At 65.2% G+C, this 14,384-nt stretch carries 12 protein-coding genes; 4 read left to right on the forward strand and 8 right to left on the reverse strand.

Features of this window, described 5'->3' with window-relative positions; all coding sequences use genetic code 11:
* Positions 1–5: 5 nt before the first annotated feature.
* Positions 6–797: an exodeoxyribonuclease III gene (gene xth / locus AC1DS5_RS18025; RefSeq protein ID WP_477719622.1), complete on the forward strand. Its 792-nt coding sequence runs from the start codon at positions 6–8 to the stop codon at positions 795–797.
* Positions 798–878: 81 nt separating this feature from the next.
* Here the strand turns inward: xth and AC1DS5_RS18030 are convergent, their stop codons facing one another.
* From AC1DS5_RS18030 to AC1DS5_RS18055, 6 genes are all read right to left on the reverse strand, one after another.
* The gene (locus AC1DS5_RS18030) at positions 879–1,949 is read right to left on the reverse strand and encodes a tRNA dihydrouridine synthase (protein ID WP_477719623.1); all 1,071 of its coding nucleotides are present in this window, start codon (positions 1,947–1,949) and stop codon (positions 879–881) included.
* 29 nt (positions 1,950–1,978) lie between these two features.
* Complete coding sequence (locus AC1DS5_RS18035; RefSeq protein ID WP_477719624.1) at positions 1,979–3,340, reverse strand: methyltransferase; 1,362 nt, start codon at positions 3,338–3,340, stop codon at positions 1,979–1,981.
* Between the two features lie 410 nt (positions 3,341–3,750).
* Positions 3,751–5,160, reverse strand: coding sequence for an efflux transporter outer membrane subunit (locus AC1DS5_RS18040; protein ID WP_477719625.1), 1,410 nt, complete (start codon positions 5,158–5,160; stop codon positions 3,751–3,753).
* Positions 5,161–5,198: 38 nt separating this feature from the next.
* Positions 5,199–8,441, reverse strand: coding sequence for an efflux RND transporter permease subunit (locus AC1DS5_RS18045; protein WP_477719626.1), 3,243 nt, complete (start codon positions 8,439–8,441; stop codon positions 5,199–5,201).
* A gap of 31 nt (positions 8,442–8,472) precedes the next feature.
* Entirely contained in the window at positions 8,473–9,711 is a 1,239-nt protein-coding gene (locus AC1DS5_RS18050) for an efflux RND transporter periplasmic adaptor subunit (RefSeq protein WP_477719627.1), read from the reverse strand.
* 37 nt (positions 9,712–9,748) lie between these two features.
* Complete coding sequence (locus AC1DS5_RS18055) at positions 9,749–10,627, reverse strand: alpha/beta hydrolase (protein ID WP_477719628.1); 879 nt, start codon at positions 10,625–10,627, stop codon at positions 9,749–9,751.
* 201 nt (positions 10,628–10,828) lie between these two features.
* Between AC1DS5_RS18055 and AC1DS5_RS18060 the strand changes: the two genes are divergently transcribed.
* On the forward strand, positions 10,829–11,758 hold the full coding sequence (locus tag AC1DS5_RS18060; RefSeq protein ID WP_477719629.1) for a LysR family transcriptional regulator: 930 nt from the start codon (positions 10,829–10,831) through the stop codon (positions 11,756–11,758).
* Between the two features lie 562 nt (positions 11,759–12,320).
* On the opposite strand, the gene AC1DS5_RS18065 is transcribed toward AC1DS5_RS18060, so the two are convergent.
* Positions 12,321–12,662, reverse strand: coding sequence for an ElaB/YgaM/YqjD family protein (locus AC1DS5_RS18065; protein ID WP_477719630.1), 342 nt, complete (start codon positions 12,660–12,662; stop codon positions 12,321–12,323).
* A gap of 292 nt (positions 12,663–12,954) precedes the next feature.
* On the opposite strand from AC1DS5_RS18065, the gene AC1DS5_RS18070 reads away from it, so the two are divergent.
* On the forward strand, positions 12,955–13,122 hold the full coding sequence (locus tag AC1DS5_RS18070; RefSeq protein WP_477719631.1) for a hypothetical protein: 168 nt from the start codon (positions 12,955–12,957) through the stop codon (positions 13,120–13,122).
* Between the two features lie 44 nt (positions 13,123–13,166).
* Here AC1DS5_RS18070 and AC1DS5_RS18075 read toward each other — a convergent pair whose 3' ends face one another.
* Entirely contained in the window at positions 13,167–13,688 is a 522-nt protein-coding gene (locus AC1DS5_RS18075) for an N-acetyltransferase family protein (protein WP_477719632.1), read from the reverse strand.
* 233 nt (positions 13,689–13,921) lie between these two features.
* On the opposite strand from AC1DS5_RS18075, the gene AC1DS5_RS18080 reads away from it, so the two are divergent.
* Positions 13,922–14,257 carry a 2Fe-2S iron-sulfur cluster-binding protein gene (locus AC1DS5_RS18080; protein ID WP_477719633.1) on the forward strand — a complete coding sequence of 112 codons (336 nt, stop codon included), beginning with the start codon at positions 13,922–13,924 and terminating at the stop codon, positions 14,255–14,257.
* Positions 14,258–14,384: the final 127 nt, after the last annotated feature.

Raw genomic sequence — 14,384 nt, forward strand, 5'->3', positions numbered from 1 at the left:
GTCCCGTGAAGCTGGCCACCTTCAACGTCAACGGCATCAAGACCCGGCTGCCAAATCTGCTGGCCTGGCTGGAGAAAGAGTCTCCCGACCTGGTCTGCCTGCAGGAACTCAAGGCGCTGGACAGCGTTTTTCCCCAGGCTGAACTGCGTGAGGCGGGGTATGGCGCCCTGTGGAAGGGCCAGCGCTCCTGGAACGGCGTGGCGATTCTGGCCAAAGGCGCCAACCCGCTGGCGATCCGGCGAGAACTGCCCGGCGACCCCGCCGACGACCACAGCCGCTACCTGGAAGCCGCGGTGAACGGCATCGTCGTGGCCTGCCTGTACCTGCCCAACGGCAATCCGCAACCCGGCCCCAAGTTTGACTACAAGCTCGCATGGTTCGAACGCCTGAACCAGCACGCGCTGGGGCTTTACCGCTCCGGTCATCCGGTGGCGCTGGCCGGCGACTTCAATGTGGTGCCCACCGACTTTGACATCTACAACCCGAAGTCGTGGCTGAAGGACGCCTTGCTCCAGCCGGAAAGCCGCGCCGCCTATAAACGCCTGCTATCGCAGGGCTGGATCGACAGCCTGCGCCACCTGCATCCCGACGAGCGCATCTACACCTTCTGGGATTATTTTCGCCAGCACTGGCAAAAGAACTCGGGGCTGCGCATCGACCATATCCTGCTCAACGCCGAACTGGCGCCACGCCTCAAAGGCGGCGGGGTAGACCGATGGGTGCGCGGGGAAGAGCACGCCAGCGACCACGCACCGGCCTGGGTTGAGCTCGCTGAACAGGACGCGGCACAGGCGTAACCTTCAGGCACAAAACCTTCGCGATCCTGACCCGATGGTGAACCGATAGTGAACCGATGATGAACCGATGTCATCAAGGCATCAGCCCGACAGCGCAGCCTGCTCCATCCGCAGGGCGGGCTGAAACGCACCCGCAACCCGGAGGTCAACGCGGAGGTCAGCGCCGCGCCGGGCCTGCAGCAGGGCCGCCAGCCACTCGTCAATCAAGGCCGGGTCGGTGATGGTCTTGAGCAACTGGTAGGCGGCTTCGGCTTCCGGAAAACGGCGGCGCAAAAAATTCAGCCACTGCTTGAGCCGGCCGGGCCGGGCGCGCGCATCCAGGCGGCTGCAGACCACGTGCCAGAAATCCGCCAGCAGCGGTACAAGCTCCGCCCACGTGATGCCCGGCTCGTGCCCGCCAGCGGCCGGGTGACCCATAGCCGCCTTGATGGCCAGGCCCAGGCCGGGGTCGGCCACCGCGCCGCGGCCAATCATCAGCATGCTGCAGCCCGAAGCGTCGCGGCAGCGGCGTGCGTCCTCCACCGTCCAGATTTCGCCGTTGGCCACGACCGGGATCTTGACCGCGGCGCGGATGTCGGCGATGCGCTCCCAGTAGGCCGGCGGTTTGTAAGCCTGCGCCTTGGTACGGGCGTGCACCACCAGCTCGCCGGCGCCACCCTCTTCGATCGCCAGCGCACATTCGACGGCGCGCGAGTCGTCGCTGTAGCCCAGCCGCATCTTGGCCGAGACCGGCATGCCGGCCGGCACGGCGCGGCGTACCGCGCCGACGACGGCTGTCAGGGTTTCGGGCTCCTTGAGCAGGGATGCACCGCCGCCGTGGCGGTTGACGACGGCGGCCGGACAGCCAAAGTTGAGGTCAATGCCCGCGGGCCCGAGCGTGGCCAGCCGCGCCGCGTTCTCGGCCATACAGCCCGGGTCGGAACCCAGCAGTTGCGCGCGCACCGGCACGCCGGCCAGCGTGCGGCCACCGTTGTGCAGCTCGGGCACGATGCGGGTGAACACGCGCTCGGGCAGGAGCTGGTCGGTGATGCGGATGAATTCGGACACGCAGCGGTCTATGCCGCCGACCCGCGTCAGGATGTCGCGCAGGACAAAGTCCAGCAGGCCCTCCATCGGGGCCAGCAAAATTGTTGCGTGTGGTGCAGCCTTCATCTCGTCAAACTTCTATCTCAAACTTCTATCTATTTGGCAGCCAATCGCCACAAGGACGTGACTTCTGCCGCGCGCGCTGCATGCAGCGCGTCGGTCGGGTCCGAGGCTTTGGGGTGATGCGGTTGCGCGTCGAGCCGGTCCACCACCTTGAGTCCTGCAGCGTCAATCGCAGCCAGCAGCCACGCGCGCGTGCGCAGGCCCAGGTGTTCGGCAATGTCCGACAGGATCAGCCAGCCCTCGCCCTTCGGTTCCAGGTGCGCTGCCAGACCGCCCAGAAAACCCAGCAGCATGCGGCTGTCTTCGTCATACACCGCGTGCTCGACCGGCGAGCCGGGACGCGCCGGCAACCACGGCGGGTTGCAGACGATGATGTGGGCCCGGCCTTCGGGGAACAGGTTGGCCTCGCGCACTTCGACCTGCGGAAATCCGAGCCGTTTGAGGTTGTCCCGCGCACAGGCCAGCGCGCGCGGGTCCTGGTCTGTGGCCACCACGCGCTGCACGCCGCTGCGCAGGGCCAGCACGGCGGCCAGCACACCGGTGCCGGTGCCGATGTCAAAAGCCAGCAGGTCCTCGGTGCCCTCGCGCACGGGGGCCTGGGCCACCAGGTCAATGTATTCGCCGCGCACCGGCGAGAAAACGCCGTAATGCGGATGGATGCGGTTGTGCGGCCCGTCTTCACCAAGGGCCGGGATGGGCACGCCCTTGCGGCGCCACTCGTGCGCGCTGATGAAGCCCATCAGCTCGCGCAACGATGCGACCGATGCGATATTTGAGGCCGAAGCAAGTTCCGCCGACAGGCCGCCCTTAGGCGGAACAGCCCCTTCCGCCGGTGAAAGGGGCAGCGTACCGCCGGAGGCACGCGAAGCGACAAGCGTGGGGGCAGAAGAAGCCGGACCCCACGCTTCAGAACAAGCCTTCTTTGCATCGGGCGCGCGGCGCAGGGGAATGCTGTAGTCCGCGTCAAACGGGATCAGCACCATGCCCAGCACGCGGGCGCGCTGCGCCTGTGCCTGGCGGTGCAGGTGAAAGGCTTCCGGGAACACCGGCGCAGGCGCTTCAACCTGGACGCTGGGCTCTCCAGCCTTCTGGTCCTTGACGCGCTTCTCGCGCTTGGGTTTGGCCGGCTTGTCGACACGGCGCGCCAGCGCCTGCAGCAGCAGCCGCGCGTTCTGGAAGTCACCCCGCCAGAGCAGGCCGGTACCCTCACAAGCCAGCCGGTAAGCGGTGTCGGCCGCCATGCTGTCATCTGCAATCACCACGCGCTTGGGCGGCGCGGCCCCGCGCTCGGAACGCCAGCGCGCCGAATGGGCCTGGTTTTCCTTGCCCTCGGTCCAGTGAATGAGGGGATGGGCAGTGGCAGAGGTGGCAGGAGCGGCAGGTGAAACAGACATCAGGGGCAGACAGGTAAAGAAGGTGAAAGCAAAAAACAGCCAACTGTTTTAACAGATGGCGCCCTCTTCCGGCCTGCCTGGGGCCATTTCAGGCCGCCGCAGAGCTCAAAACACCGCCGAAACGAAAAAAACGGCCCGCAAAGCCATTTTTTATACGCCTCCAGCAAAACAAGAGCGCCCGGAGAGTTTTCCGGCAGGGGCCGCGGAACTGGCTTCGCCAGGCCGCAGGCGCCGTCCCCTGCAAGGGGAAAGGGCATTACACGCAGTGAGCGCCAATAGGGGTGTGCTCGGAGCTGCGCCCCTCTTCCCCAGCAGGGGCCGGGGTCCGGCTTCGCCGGCCCACAGGCGCCTGTCCCCTGCAAGGGGAGAGGAGGCTACACGCAGTGAGCCTCAACAGGGGTGTGCAACAGTCAAGCCCAGCCACCACCCAGCGCGCGAATCAGCCCCACCGTGGCCAGATATTGCGACGTCTTCACCTGCAACGCCTGCCGCCGGTTGCGCAGTTCGCTGCGCTGGGCGTCCAGCAACTCGAGCTGGCTGACGAAGCCGTTGCGGTAGCGCGAGTCCGACAGCACCGTGGCGCGGGTGGCCGAGGCCACCGAGCGCGACTGCGCTTCGGACTGGTCGGCCAGCAAGCGCAGGGCCACCAGCTGGTCTTCCACGTCCTTGAAGGCCACCAGGATCTGTTCGCGGTAGTTGGCCAATGCGATATCGAGTTCGGCATTGGCGTTCTGCACGCCGGCTTCGCGGCGGCCGCCGTCAAAGATCGGCAGCGACAACAATGCGCCCACGCCCCAGGCGCGGGTGGAGAGTTTGAACAGGTCGCTGATCTCCGGCGCCGCATAGCCGCCCGTGGCGGTCAGCGAGAACGTGGGGAACCAGGCGGCCTTGGCCACACCCACGCGGGCCTGTGCGGCCTGCATGGTGCTTTGTGCCGCCGACACATCGGGGCGGCGAACCAGCACGGTGCTGGGCACGCCGGCCGGGATCACCGGCAGCGCCGTGGTCCATTCGGCGGGCGCCACCTGGAAGCTGGAGGCGACCTCGCCCACCAGTACGGCCAGCGCATGCTCGAGTTCGGCGCGGCGCCGGTCCAGGGCCAGCGCCTCCGATTCCGTGGAAGCGACTTCGGCGCGCACGCGGGCCACGTCGAGTTCGGCCACGTCGCCTTCCTTGAAGCGCACTTCGGTCAGGCGCAGCGTGTTGCGGTAGGCCTGCAGCGTGTCACGCACCAGCGAGCGTTCGGTGTCGAGTGCGCGCAGGTTCAGGTAGGTCTGGGCCACATCGGCCTGCACCAGCAATTTCGTGCTGCGCAGCAGCGCTTCGCGGGACTGGGCGTCCAGCGAGGCCGCGTCGGAATTCAGCGAGAGCTTGCCGATCAGGTCCACTTCGTAAGAGAAGTTGGCGTTGGCGCTCACCACGGTTTGCGGCACATTGCCGGTGGTGGCGTTGCTCTGGCGCGTGGCGCCGGCGCCCAGGCCGACCTGGGGCAGGCGGTCGGCGTCGGTGTTGCGGGCAATCGCCCTCGCCTGGGCCAGGCGCCCTGCCGCAACCTGCACGCTGTTGTTGTTGCGGCCTGCCTGCTCCACCAGTTGGTCCAGCACGGGGTCGGCAAACACCTTCCACCAGGTGCCCTGGGATTGCACCTGGGCGGAGGTGGCCGTTGCGGAGGCGACCTGGCTGGCGTTTTCCTTGAAGGCTTGCGGCGCCTTCGGCAGGCTGGACGCGTCAATCGAGGCGCTGGTGGCGCAGCCGGCCAGCACCAGTGCTGCCACCAGGGGCGCCAGCGACATGCGCAGTGTTGAATGAATGCGGTTCATGACGAACTCCTTTAACTTTCTTGTTTTCTTGTTTCTTGTTATTCGTGATGCTTGAGGGGCGCCGCCGGCTGGGCATGCGCGCCGGCACCACCGCTGCCCGCAAAAGCCTCGAGATGCGGCACTTCGCCGTGCAGCTTGAGCGGACGATTGCCCGTGAGGCGGCGCAGGGTCACGTAAAACACCGGTGTGAGGAACAGGCCGAAAGCCGTCACGCCAATCATTCCCGAGAACACGGCGACCCCCATGGCGTGGCGCATCTCGGCACCGGCGCCGGTCGACAGCACCAGGGGCAGCACGCCCATGATGAAGGCCAGCGAGGTCATCAGAATGGGACGCAGGCGCAGGCGGCTGGCTTCAATGGCAGCCTGCAGCGGCGTGCGCCCGGCAAACTCCAGCTCGCGCGCAAACTCCACGATCAGAATGGCATTCTTCGCCGACAGCCCCACCAGCACAATCAAGCCGATCTGCGTGAAGATGTTGTTGTCGCCGCCGGTCAGCTTCACCCCCAGCATGGCGGCCAGCAAGCCCATGGGCACGATCAGCACGATGGCGATCGGCAGGGTCAGGCTTTCATACTGCGCGGCCAGCACCAGGAACACCAGCAGCAGCGCCAGCGGGAAGACCCACATGGCCGAGTTGCCGGCAATGATTTCCTGGTAGGTCAGGTCCGTCCACTCGTAGCTGATGCCGGGCGGCAGCGTCTCGGCCGCGATGCGCGCGACCGCGTCCTGCGCCTGGCCTGACGAGTAGCCGGGTGCGGCGCCGCCGTTGATGTCGGCCGACAGGAAGCCGTTGTAGCGCATGGCGCGTTCCGGCCCGAAGCTCGGCGTGACTTTCATCAGCGCCGACAGCGGCACCATCTCGCCGGTGGTCGAGCGCACCTTGAGCTGGCCGATGTCTTCGGCACGGGCGCGGTAAGGCGCGTCGGCCTGGACCCGCACGGAATAGGTGCGGCCGAACTTGTTGAAGTCGTTGGCGTACAGGCTGCCCAGGTAGATCTGCATGGTGTCGAACACATCGGTTATCGGCACACCCAATTGGCGCGCCTTGGTGCGGTCGATGTCGGCATAGAGCTGCGGCACGTTGACCTGGAAGCTGGAGAACAGCCCCGCCAGTTCAGGCGTCTGATAAGCCTTGGCCATGAAAGCCTTGGTGGCGGCGTCCAGCGCGGCATAGCCGAGCGAGCCGCGGTCTTCCAGCTGCAGCTTGAAGCCGCCGGTGGTGCCCAGGCCTTGCACAGGCGGCGGCGGGAACATGGCGATGAACGCTTCCTGGATGCCGCCGAATTTGCCGTTGAGCTGGCCGGCGATGGCGCCTGCGCTCAGGTCCGCACTCTTGCGCTCATCGAACGGCTTGAGCGAGAGAAACACGATGCCCGAGTTGGAACTGTTGGTGAAGCCGTTGATCGACAGGCCGGGGAAAGCAATCGCGTGTTCCACGCCGGGTTGTTTCATGGCGATGTCGCTGATCTTGCGGATCACGTCTTCGGTGCGGTCCAGCGTCGCGCCGTCGGGCAGCTGGGCAAAACCGATCAGGTACTGCTTGTCCTGCCCGGGCACAAAACCGCTGGGAACGGCCTTGAATAGGCCTGCCGTGGCCAGCACCAGCACCAGGTACACGCCCAGCATCACGGCCTTGCGCGAGATCGCACCCTTGACACCGCGGCTGTAGTTGTCAGAGCCGCGGCCAAAGGCCTTGTTGAAGGCGGCAAAGAAGCGGCCGAACACCTTGTCCATGCCGCGGGTCAGCGCGTCTTTCGGTGCGTCATGGCTCTTGAGCAGCAAGGCGGCCAGCGCTGGCGACAGCGTCAGCGAATTGATGGCAGAGATCACGGTGGAAATCGCAATCGTCAGCGCGAACTGTTTGTAGAACTGGCCCGACAGGCCGGTGATGAAAGCCAGCGGCACGAACACGGCGATCAGCACCAGGGCAATCGCGATGATGGGCCCGGACACTTCCCGCATGGCGCGGTAGGTGGCGTCACGCGGACTCAGGCCCGCCTCGATGTTGCGCTCCACGTTTTCGACCACCACGATGGCGTCGTCCACCACGATGCCGATGGCCAGCACCAGCCCGAACAGGCTGAGCGCATTGATGGAAAAGCCGAAGAGATGCATCACTGCAAAGGTGCCGATGACCGAGATGGGCACGGCCAGCAGCGGAATGATGGAAGCGCGCCAGGTCTGCAAAAAGATGATCACGACCAGCACCACCAGTGCCACCGCTTCGAGCAGGGTGTGCACCACGGCCGTGATGGAGGAGCGGACGAACTGCGTGGTGTCGTAAACGATCTCGTAGTCCACGCCTTCGGGCATGTTCTTTTTCAGGTCCTTCATCACGGCCTGCACGTCGTCGGAGATCTGGATGGCGTTGGAGCCCGGCGCGGCGAACACCGGCACGGCCACGGCCTGCTTGTTGTCGAGCAGCGAACGCAGCGCATAGTCGGAGGCGCCCAGCTCCAGGCGGGCAATGTCGCGCAGGCGCGTGACTGCGCCGCCTTTTTCGGCCTTTTCGGTTTTGACGATGATGTCGCCGAATTCTTCTTCACTTTGCAGGCGTCCCTGGGCATTGATGGACAGTTGCATATCCACGCCGGGCAATCCGGGCGACGCACCCACCACGCCGGCCGCAGCCTGGATGTTCTGCTCGCGGATGGCGCGCACCACGTCACCGGCGGACAAGCCGCGCTCGGCCACCTTTTGCGGGTCCAGCCAGACGCGCATCGAGTAGTCGCCCGAGCCGAACAGCTGCACCTGGCCCACGCCGTTGATGCGGGCCAACCGGTCCTTGACATTGAGCACCCCGTAGTTGCGCAGATAGGTCATGTCATAGCGGCCGCTGGGCGACAGCAGGTGCACCACCATCGTGAGGTCGGGTGAGCTCTTGATGGTGGTAATGCCGAGGCGGCGCACTTCTTCCGGTAGGCGCGGCTCGGCTTGCGAGACACGGTTTTGCACGAGCTGCTGCGCCTTGTCGGGGTCGGTGCCCAGCTTGAAGGTGACGTTGAGCGTCATCAGGCCGTCGGTGGTCGCCTGGCTGCTCATGTAGAGCATGCCGTCGACGCCGTTGATGGCTTCTTCGAGCGGCGTGGCCACGGTCTCGGCAATCACCTTGGGGTTGGCGCCAGGGTACTGGGCGCGCACGACCACGGTGGGCGGCACCACGTCGGGGTATTCGGCAATCGGCAGCGAGCGCAGCGCAATCAGGCCCGAGATGAGCATGAGCAGCGACAGCACGCCGGCAAAGATCGGCCGGTCAATGAAAAATTTAGAGAGATTCATACGATGTTCTTTTTTCAGTTTTCAGCGCCGCTCAGGACTTGGCAGCTACCTGCACCGGTTTGGCATTGAGCTCTGTCTTGGCCGACATCTCGACCGGTTGCGGCGCCACCAGCGCGCCCGGGCGGATGCGCTGCAGGCCATTGACGACGATGCGTTCGTTGGCCGCCAGGCCGCCCTTGACCACGCGCAGGCCATTGATGGAGGCGCCCAGTGTGACTTCGCGGTACACCGCCTTGTTGTCGGCGCCCACCACCAGCACGAATTTCTTGTTCTGGTCTGTGCCGACGGCGCGTTCGTTGATCAGCAAGGCCGTGCCTTTGGTGGCCTGGCCCATGCGGATGCGGGCAAACTGGCCGGGCATGAGCTGGCCATCCTTGTTGTCAAACACGGCGCGCGCACGCACGGTGCCGCTCTTCGCATCGACCTGGTTGTCGACCAATTGCAACTTGCCCTCAAACGGCGTGTCGGTGCTGGCGGCCGTGCCCATCTGCACCGGGATGCGGTCCAGGTTACGGCTACCTGCGGCGCCGGCGGCGGAACCCTGCACGTCTTTCAGTGCCTTGGCCACGACCTGCTCGTCGGCGTCAAAGCTGGCGTAGATGGGGCTCACGGACACCAGCGTGGTCAGCACGGGGGCGCCGGGGCCCGCTGCCACCAGGTTGCCCACGGTGACTTCGAGCTTGCCGACCCGCCCGGACACCGGCGCGCGCACCTGCGTGTAGCCCAGGCTCAGCTGCGCCGTCTGCAAGGCCGCCTGCGCGGCGCGCAGGTTGGCGTCGGCTTCGCCCTTGCCGTTGGTGCGCTCGTCAAATTCACGTTTGGAGATGGCCTGCTCGCTCCACAGGCGCTGCGAGCGTTCCTGCTCGCCCTTGGCTTGGGTGACCCGGGCCTGGGCGGCCGCGACCTGCGCATCGGCGCGTTCCACATCGGCGGCATAAGGGGCCGGGTCAATCGTCAACAGCAGGTCGCCCTTTTTGACCAGCGCACCTTCGCGAAAATGCACGGCCTGGATGGTGCCCGCCACGCGCGAACGGATGTCCACCCGCTCGACGGCCTCCAGACGGCCGGAGAACTCGTCCCAGGCGGCCACATCGCTCTGCACGACAGTCGCCACCGACACCGGGGTGGCGGGCGGCTCGGCCGCTGCCCCGGGCTGGGCGCGCGGGCTGGACACGCCGAAGACGGCGGCGGAAATGCCGGCCACGGCCAGCACGGCCAGGGCAATGGCCAGAAGTCGGCGCTTGTTGGCCGGTAGTTGAAACGATTGCATGGTGAACTCCCTCAAAAAAAACAATTGAAAAACGGATTCAGGAAACGGAAGACGAATGGGTGTGCCCGGCCTGCAGCGCAGTGGTGCTAGCGAAAAATTCGGTGAACAGCCGCTGCACCGCCGGCGCCCACGCCGCCTCGTGGCTGACAGGCTGGAGGTAGCTGCAAGGCCAGCCGGTCACCCCCGGCAGCACGCTGTGCTGCGCTACCAGCCCTGCGGCGCGCAGGCGCTCCGCATACTCCAGCGTCTCGTCGCGCAGCGGATCATCCTGGGCGGTCACCAGCAGCGTGGGCGGCAAGCCTGCCAGACGCAGGGCCGAACCCGGCGCGGCATAAGGGTGGCTGGCGTCCTCCAGACGGGGCAGGTAGTGGTGCCAGCCATCGGCCCAGACACACCCGACCGGGCCGGCCTCGGCATCGCGCAGGGAAGCCGTTGCCAGGCAAGGGTCCAGCATGGGCGACAGCAGGATTTGCCCGGCCAGCGCCGGCTCCTGCCGGTCGCGCGCCATGAGCGAGACGGCGGCCGCAATGTTGCCGCCAGCTTCCTCGCCTGCGACATACACGGGCGCGCCCTGCCCGGCCAGTTTGTGGCGGGCCTTCCAGGCCCACAGCAACGCGGCATAACCGGTTTCCACCGCCGCCGGAAAAGGATGGGTGGGCGCCAACGGATAGTCCAGCGACAAGACCACGGCGCCGGTATCGGCCAGCAGCCGCGCCACACAGGAGCCGCCGTCCAGCGAACCGCCGGCAAAGGCGCCGCCATGAAAGTGCACCACCAGCGGCGACACGGCGCCGACAGGGCGGCGGCCGTAAAAGCGCACATCCAGCGGCTTTTTCAGCGCAAGCTGGATCTGCTTGTCCACCCAGGCGGGCGGAGCTTTTTCGGTGCCGGAGCGGGCGGGCGGGTGGCTGGTCATCTTCTGGATCCGGCAAGCGGCCCCATGTTTGTTGCGATGCAACAGAAGATATGCTCAGCAGGCTACTTAATAAATAGCCGTTTTGCTTATACTTTATTTCACTAAAGCAACAATCGATGGAAAACCAGCCAAAAGCAGGCCCATCGCAAGCCCGTCATCATCGGGGTAAACCCTTTCCCCTACGTCTGAACAGGACTTCTCATGGACAAGTTTTCAGCCATGCAGGCTTTCGTCAGGGTCGTGGAAGCCGGCACCTTCACCAAGGCCGCCGATTCGATGGCCATGCCCAAGCCGACGATAACCCGCCTGATCCAGACCCTGGAAAAGGAACTGGACACCAAGCTGCTGAACCGTACCACCCGCAAGGTCACGGTGACGGCGGACGGCGCGGCCTACTACGAACGCGCCGGCCGCCTGCTCAGCGAGATGGAAGAACTCGAGGCGAGCATGTCGCGCGCCAAGGCCAGCCCGCGCGGGCGGCTCAAGGTGGATATTCCCGCCTCGCTGGGCATCGCTGTCATCATTCCGGCCTTGCCCGATTTTTATGCGCGCTATCCCGATATCCAGCTCGAACTGGGCGTGAGCGACCGGCCCGTAGACATCATTGCCGAGAACGTCGACTGCGTGGTACGCGGCGGCGAACTGATCGACCAGTCGCTGGTCGCGCGCCGCATCGGAGAGTTCTATCTGATTTCATGTGCCTCGCCCGCGTACCTCAAGCGCCATGGCACACCCCGGCATCCGGCCGAACTCGAGGACAGCCATCGCATGATCCGTTACGCCTCTCCACGCAACGGCAAGCTTTTTTCGTTCGAGTACTACAAGGACGGCGAAACCGTCGAAGTCGGCGGCAACTATCTGCTGTCGGTCAACGATTCGCGCGCCGGCGTGGTCGCCGCGCTGGCCGGACTGGGTGTGCTGCACACCGCGACTTTTCAGGTGCAGGACTACATCAGCACGGGCGCGCTCGAGCCGCTGTTCAATGGCTGGTGCACCGAATCGATCCCGCTGCATGTGGTCTACCCGCCCAACCGCCACCTGAGCAACAAGGTGCGTGTCTTCGTCGACTGGATCGCCGAGCTGTTTGCGAAACACGACCTGATACAGCGCAAGAGCACGCTGCCCGCCTGAGCCCATGCCCCCGGCCGCGGCCGGCTCGGGCCGGGCCCGCAGAAGCCCCGGATCGCAGGGATGACCGGACACCCGGCGCGGGCCTTCCTACACCCGGCGTCAACCCAAACCTACATCGGACACCCGGCATACCGGTTACTTTCAATCCATACTTTGGAGATACCGATGCCGAGACTCAATGATCCGTCCCAACTCTGTCCACCCGACAGCAATAGCCGAAAAGCCCTGGAGAAGCGCGCCAGAGAAGCCACGCAGCCCACCGTTCCCCAGGAAAAAGGACGGTGGCCTTTTCCCGTGAATCAGCCCGCAGGCAACGCGCCTGCCGCTGGCGCCGGCCCTGACGCGGACAAGCCCGAGCCGCCTGTTCAGCCGGGCAAACCCCAGGGGCAGCCGTAAGCACAAGGTCACGGGCGTTCAAACCATCGCTGGTCCATTCCGATGGCTGATGGTTAACGGCTGATGGCCGATGCGGGGTCGAACGACCTACGCATGAAAAAACCGCCCGCAGGCGGTTGAGGATTTCCCGGCTGCTGCGAACAGCAGCCAGCCGGGCAGCCAGCCGTTACCGCGTCAGCCGGCCCACGATGAAACCGATCGCGAGTGCGGCGGCCACGGCTTCAAAAGGCCGCTCCTGAACCCAGGATTTGGAATATTCCAGGGCGTGCGCCGGCGCTTCGGTCACGCGGCGTGTCTGGTCTGAAAACCGCTCGGCGACATAGCTTGCATTGCCAGCCAGTTTGTCGACAGACTGATGGGCTGCACTGGACACGCGGTCCACCGTGCTGCGTGCCGGGTCTGCCAGCTTGTCGATGGTGCTGTGCAGCGCCGCGCCCGCCGACTCCACCCCACGCTGGATGGGGTTGCCCGAGGTGTCACTTGGAGGGTCTGCTGTGGCGTTTTCCATGATGGTTTCCTTCAAAAGAACAAATCAAAAAAAGGGAGGATCGGGGGATCGACAGGCTGAGACCCCATCATAGAAAACGCCTCCACCAACGGGTGTGCGGAGCGGGAGGGCCTGCATGTAGGACAACAGAGACAAGAGAGCAAGAGAGGGGTTTTAGCGACGCCGGCCTCACGCCTGGGGCGAGGCCGCCTGCACCCCGCGCTGTCAGCCTGCACTGACAGCACAACGCTGATTTCACCTGACAAACAGCGCTGATGGGAACATGATCATGGCATCTTCAAGGAGATTGACCATGACCGCAAGACGCGCCCGCAAAGCCGGGGATGCTGGCCGGCCCCAAACAGGGCCGGCGTCGGAAGACGAACCGGAAGACGACGACGGCCTGGAATTGCCGGTGAACCCTGATGAGGGACAACCGCTGATTCCGGACGATGAGCGTGTGATCAATGTGCCGTCATGAGGGGCGGCGAGGGGCAGCGGCCGCGCCGCGATCCCGCCCGGTGATCAGTCCACCGTGCGCTTGAGGCGTATTTCTTCGAGCTTGACGCTGCCGAAGGCTACCGTCTTGAGCGACGGCATTTCACGCTTGAAGCCTGCCGCCTGCTCGTAAAAGCGCAGCGCGCGTTCGTTGCGCAGCAACACCCAGAGGGTGACCTGCGTGCAGCCTTCTTCCTTCAAGCCCTCGCGCGCGCCGTCCCACAGCGCCAGACCGGCGCCCTTGCCCCAATGGGCTGGTGCCACGTACATCGCCCAGATCTCGCCAGTGGTGGACTTGGTGCCTGCATCGCGTGAGCGGTCGAAACCCACAAAACCAACGACCTCGTCGCCATCGGTGGCCACCAGCAATTGAGGCTCGCTGTATTCAATCGCTTCGCGCCAGTAGGCCAGGCGCTTTTCCACCGTGGCCTTTTGCAGAAACTCCTCCGGCATCAGGTCCTGGTAGGCGACTTGCCAGGTGGCGACATGAATTTCGGCAATGGCTTTGGCATCGCGGGCGGTGGCAGGACGAACGGAGTAGCTGGACATGAAAAATAAAATCGCTTGTGAATCGGTCGGGAAAACTTCGGGAGGAGCAGGATTGTCGCCCAAATCATGCCCCTCCCCCACAGGGCCATTGCCTTCTGGGGTAAATTCCGTGTTCGCTTTTGGCCTTTTCTGCACCAGCCGGCCACCCCGCACATCTCCCACTTCCCACTTCCCACTTCCCACTTCCCACTTCCCACTTCCTATCTCCTCCCCGTACCCGATAGCTTCCACCCATGCCTGCCAGCGACCCGATAGCACCTGCTCCCCCTTTGACTGGTCTCACAGCGACGGCCGGCGCTGTGTTCACGGCACGCATTGGCCCGGCAGGCCCCAGCTTTGAGGCGCCCGCTTCGCTCTCCTTGCTGCAGGCCGCCCAGATCGCGGGGCTCGAAATGGCCAGTTCCTGCCGCAACGGCACTTGCCGCAGCTGCATTTGCGAGCTGACCAGCGGCGAAGTGGTGTACCGCATTGACTGGCCGGGACTGAGCGCCGAGGAAAAGCAGGCGGGCTATATCCTGCCCTGCGTGGCGTATCCGCTGTCGGATGTGGTGATCGCGCCGGCGGACTGAGGGCTGCGGCCCGCAGCGGCCCGCAGCGGCCCCAAGGGTAGGCCCGCGGGTGACGAGGGCTGTAAATCAGCATTTGATGGAAAAAAACCCGGCAGGCATGTAGCGTGCTGTCAAACAACTGTGCCAG

This window comes from Polaromonas sp. P4_H1 (assembly GCF_056400945.1).

Bases quoted from the DNA above. Each gene is read 5' to 3' on its own strand.
- AC1DS5_RS18060 (WP_477719629.1), top strand. From the start codon at position 10,829: ATGGACAAGTTTTCAGCCATGCAGGCTTTCGTCAGGGTCGTGGAAGCC.
- AC1DS5_RS18075 (WP_477719632.1), bottom strand. From the start codon at position 13,688: ATGTCCAGCTACTCCGTTCGTCCTGCCACCGCCCGCGATGCCAAAGCC.
- AC1DS5_RS18080 (WP_477719633.1), top strand. From the start codon at position 13,922: ATGCCTGCCAGCGACCCGATAGCACCTGCTCCCCCTTTGACTGGTCTC.
- AC1DS5_RS18030 (WP_477719623.1), bottom strand. From the start codon at position 1,949: ATGAAGGCTGCACCACACGCAACAATTTTGCTGGCCCCGATGGAGGGC.
- AC1DS5_RS18045 (WP_477719626.1), bottom strand. From the start codon at position 8,441: ATGAATCTCTCTAAATTTTTCATTGACCGGCCGATCTTTGCCGGCGTG.
- AC1DS5_RS18070 (WP_477719631.1), top strand. From the start codon at position 12,955: ATGACCGCAAGACGCGCCCGCAAAGCCGGGGATGCTGGCCGGCCCCAA.
- AC1DS5_RS18035 (WP_477719624.1), bottom strand. From the start codon at position 3,340: ATGTCTGTTTCACCTGCCGCTCCTGCCACCTCTGCCACTGCCCATCCC.
- AC1DS5_RS18040 (WP_477719625.1), bottom strand. From the start codon at position 5,160: ATGAACCGCATTCATTCAACACTGCGCATGTCGCTGGCGCCCCTGGTG.
- AC1DS5_RS18065 (WP_477719630.1), bottom strand. From the start codon at position 12,662: ATGGAAAACGCCACAGCAGACCCTCCAAGTGACACCTCGGGCAACCCC.
- AC1DS5_RS18055 (WP_477719628.1), bottom strand. From the start codon at position 10,627: ATGACCAGCCACCCGCCCGCCCGCTCCGGCACCGAAAAAGCTCCGCCC.
- AC1DS5_RS18050 (WP_477719627.1), bottom strand. From the start codon at position 9,711: ATGCAATCGTTTCAACTACCGGCCAACAAGCGCCGACTTCTGGCCATT.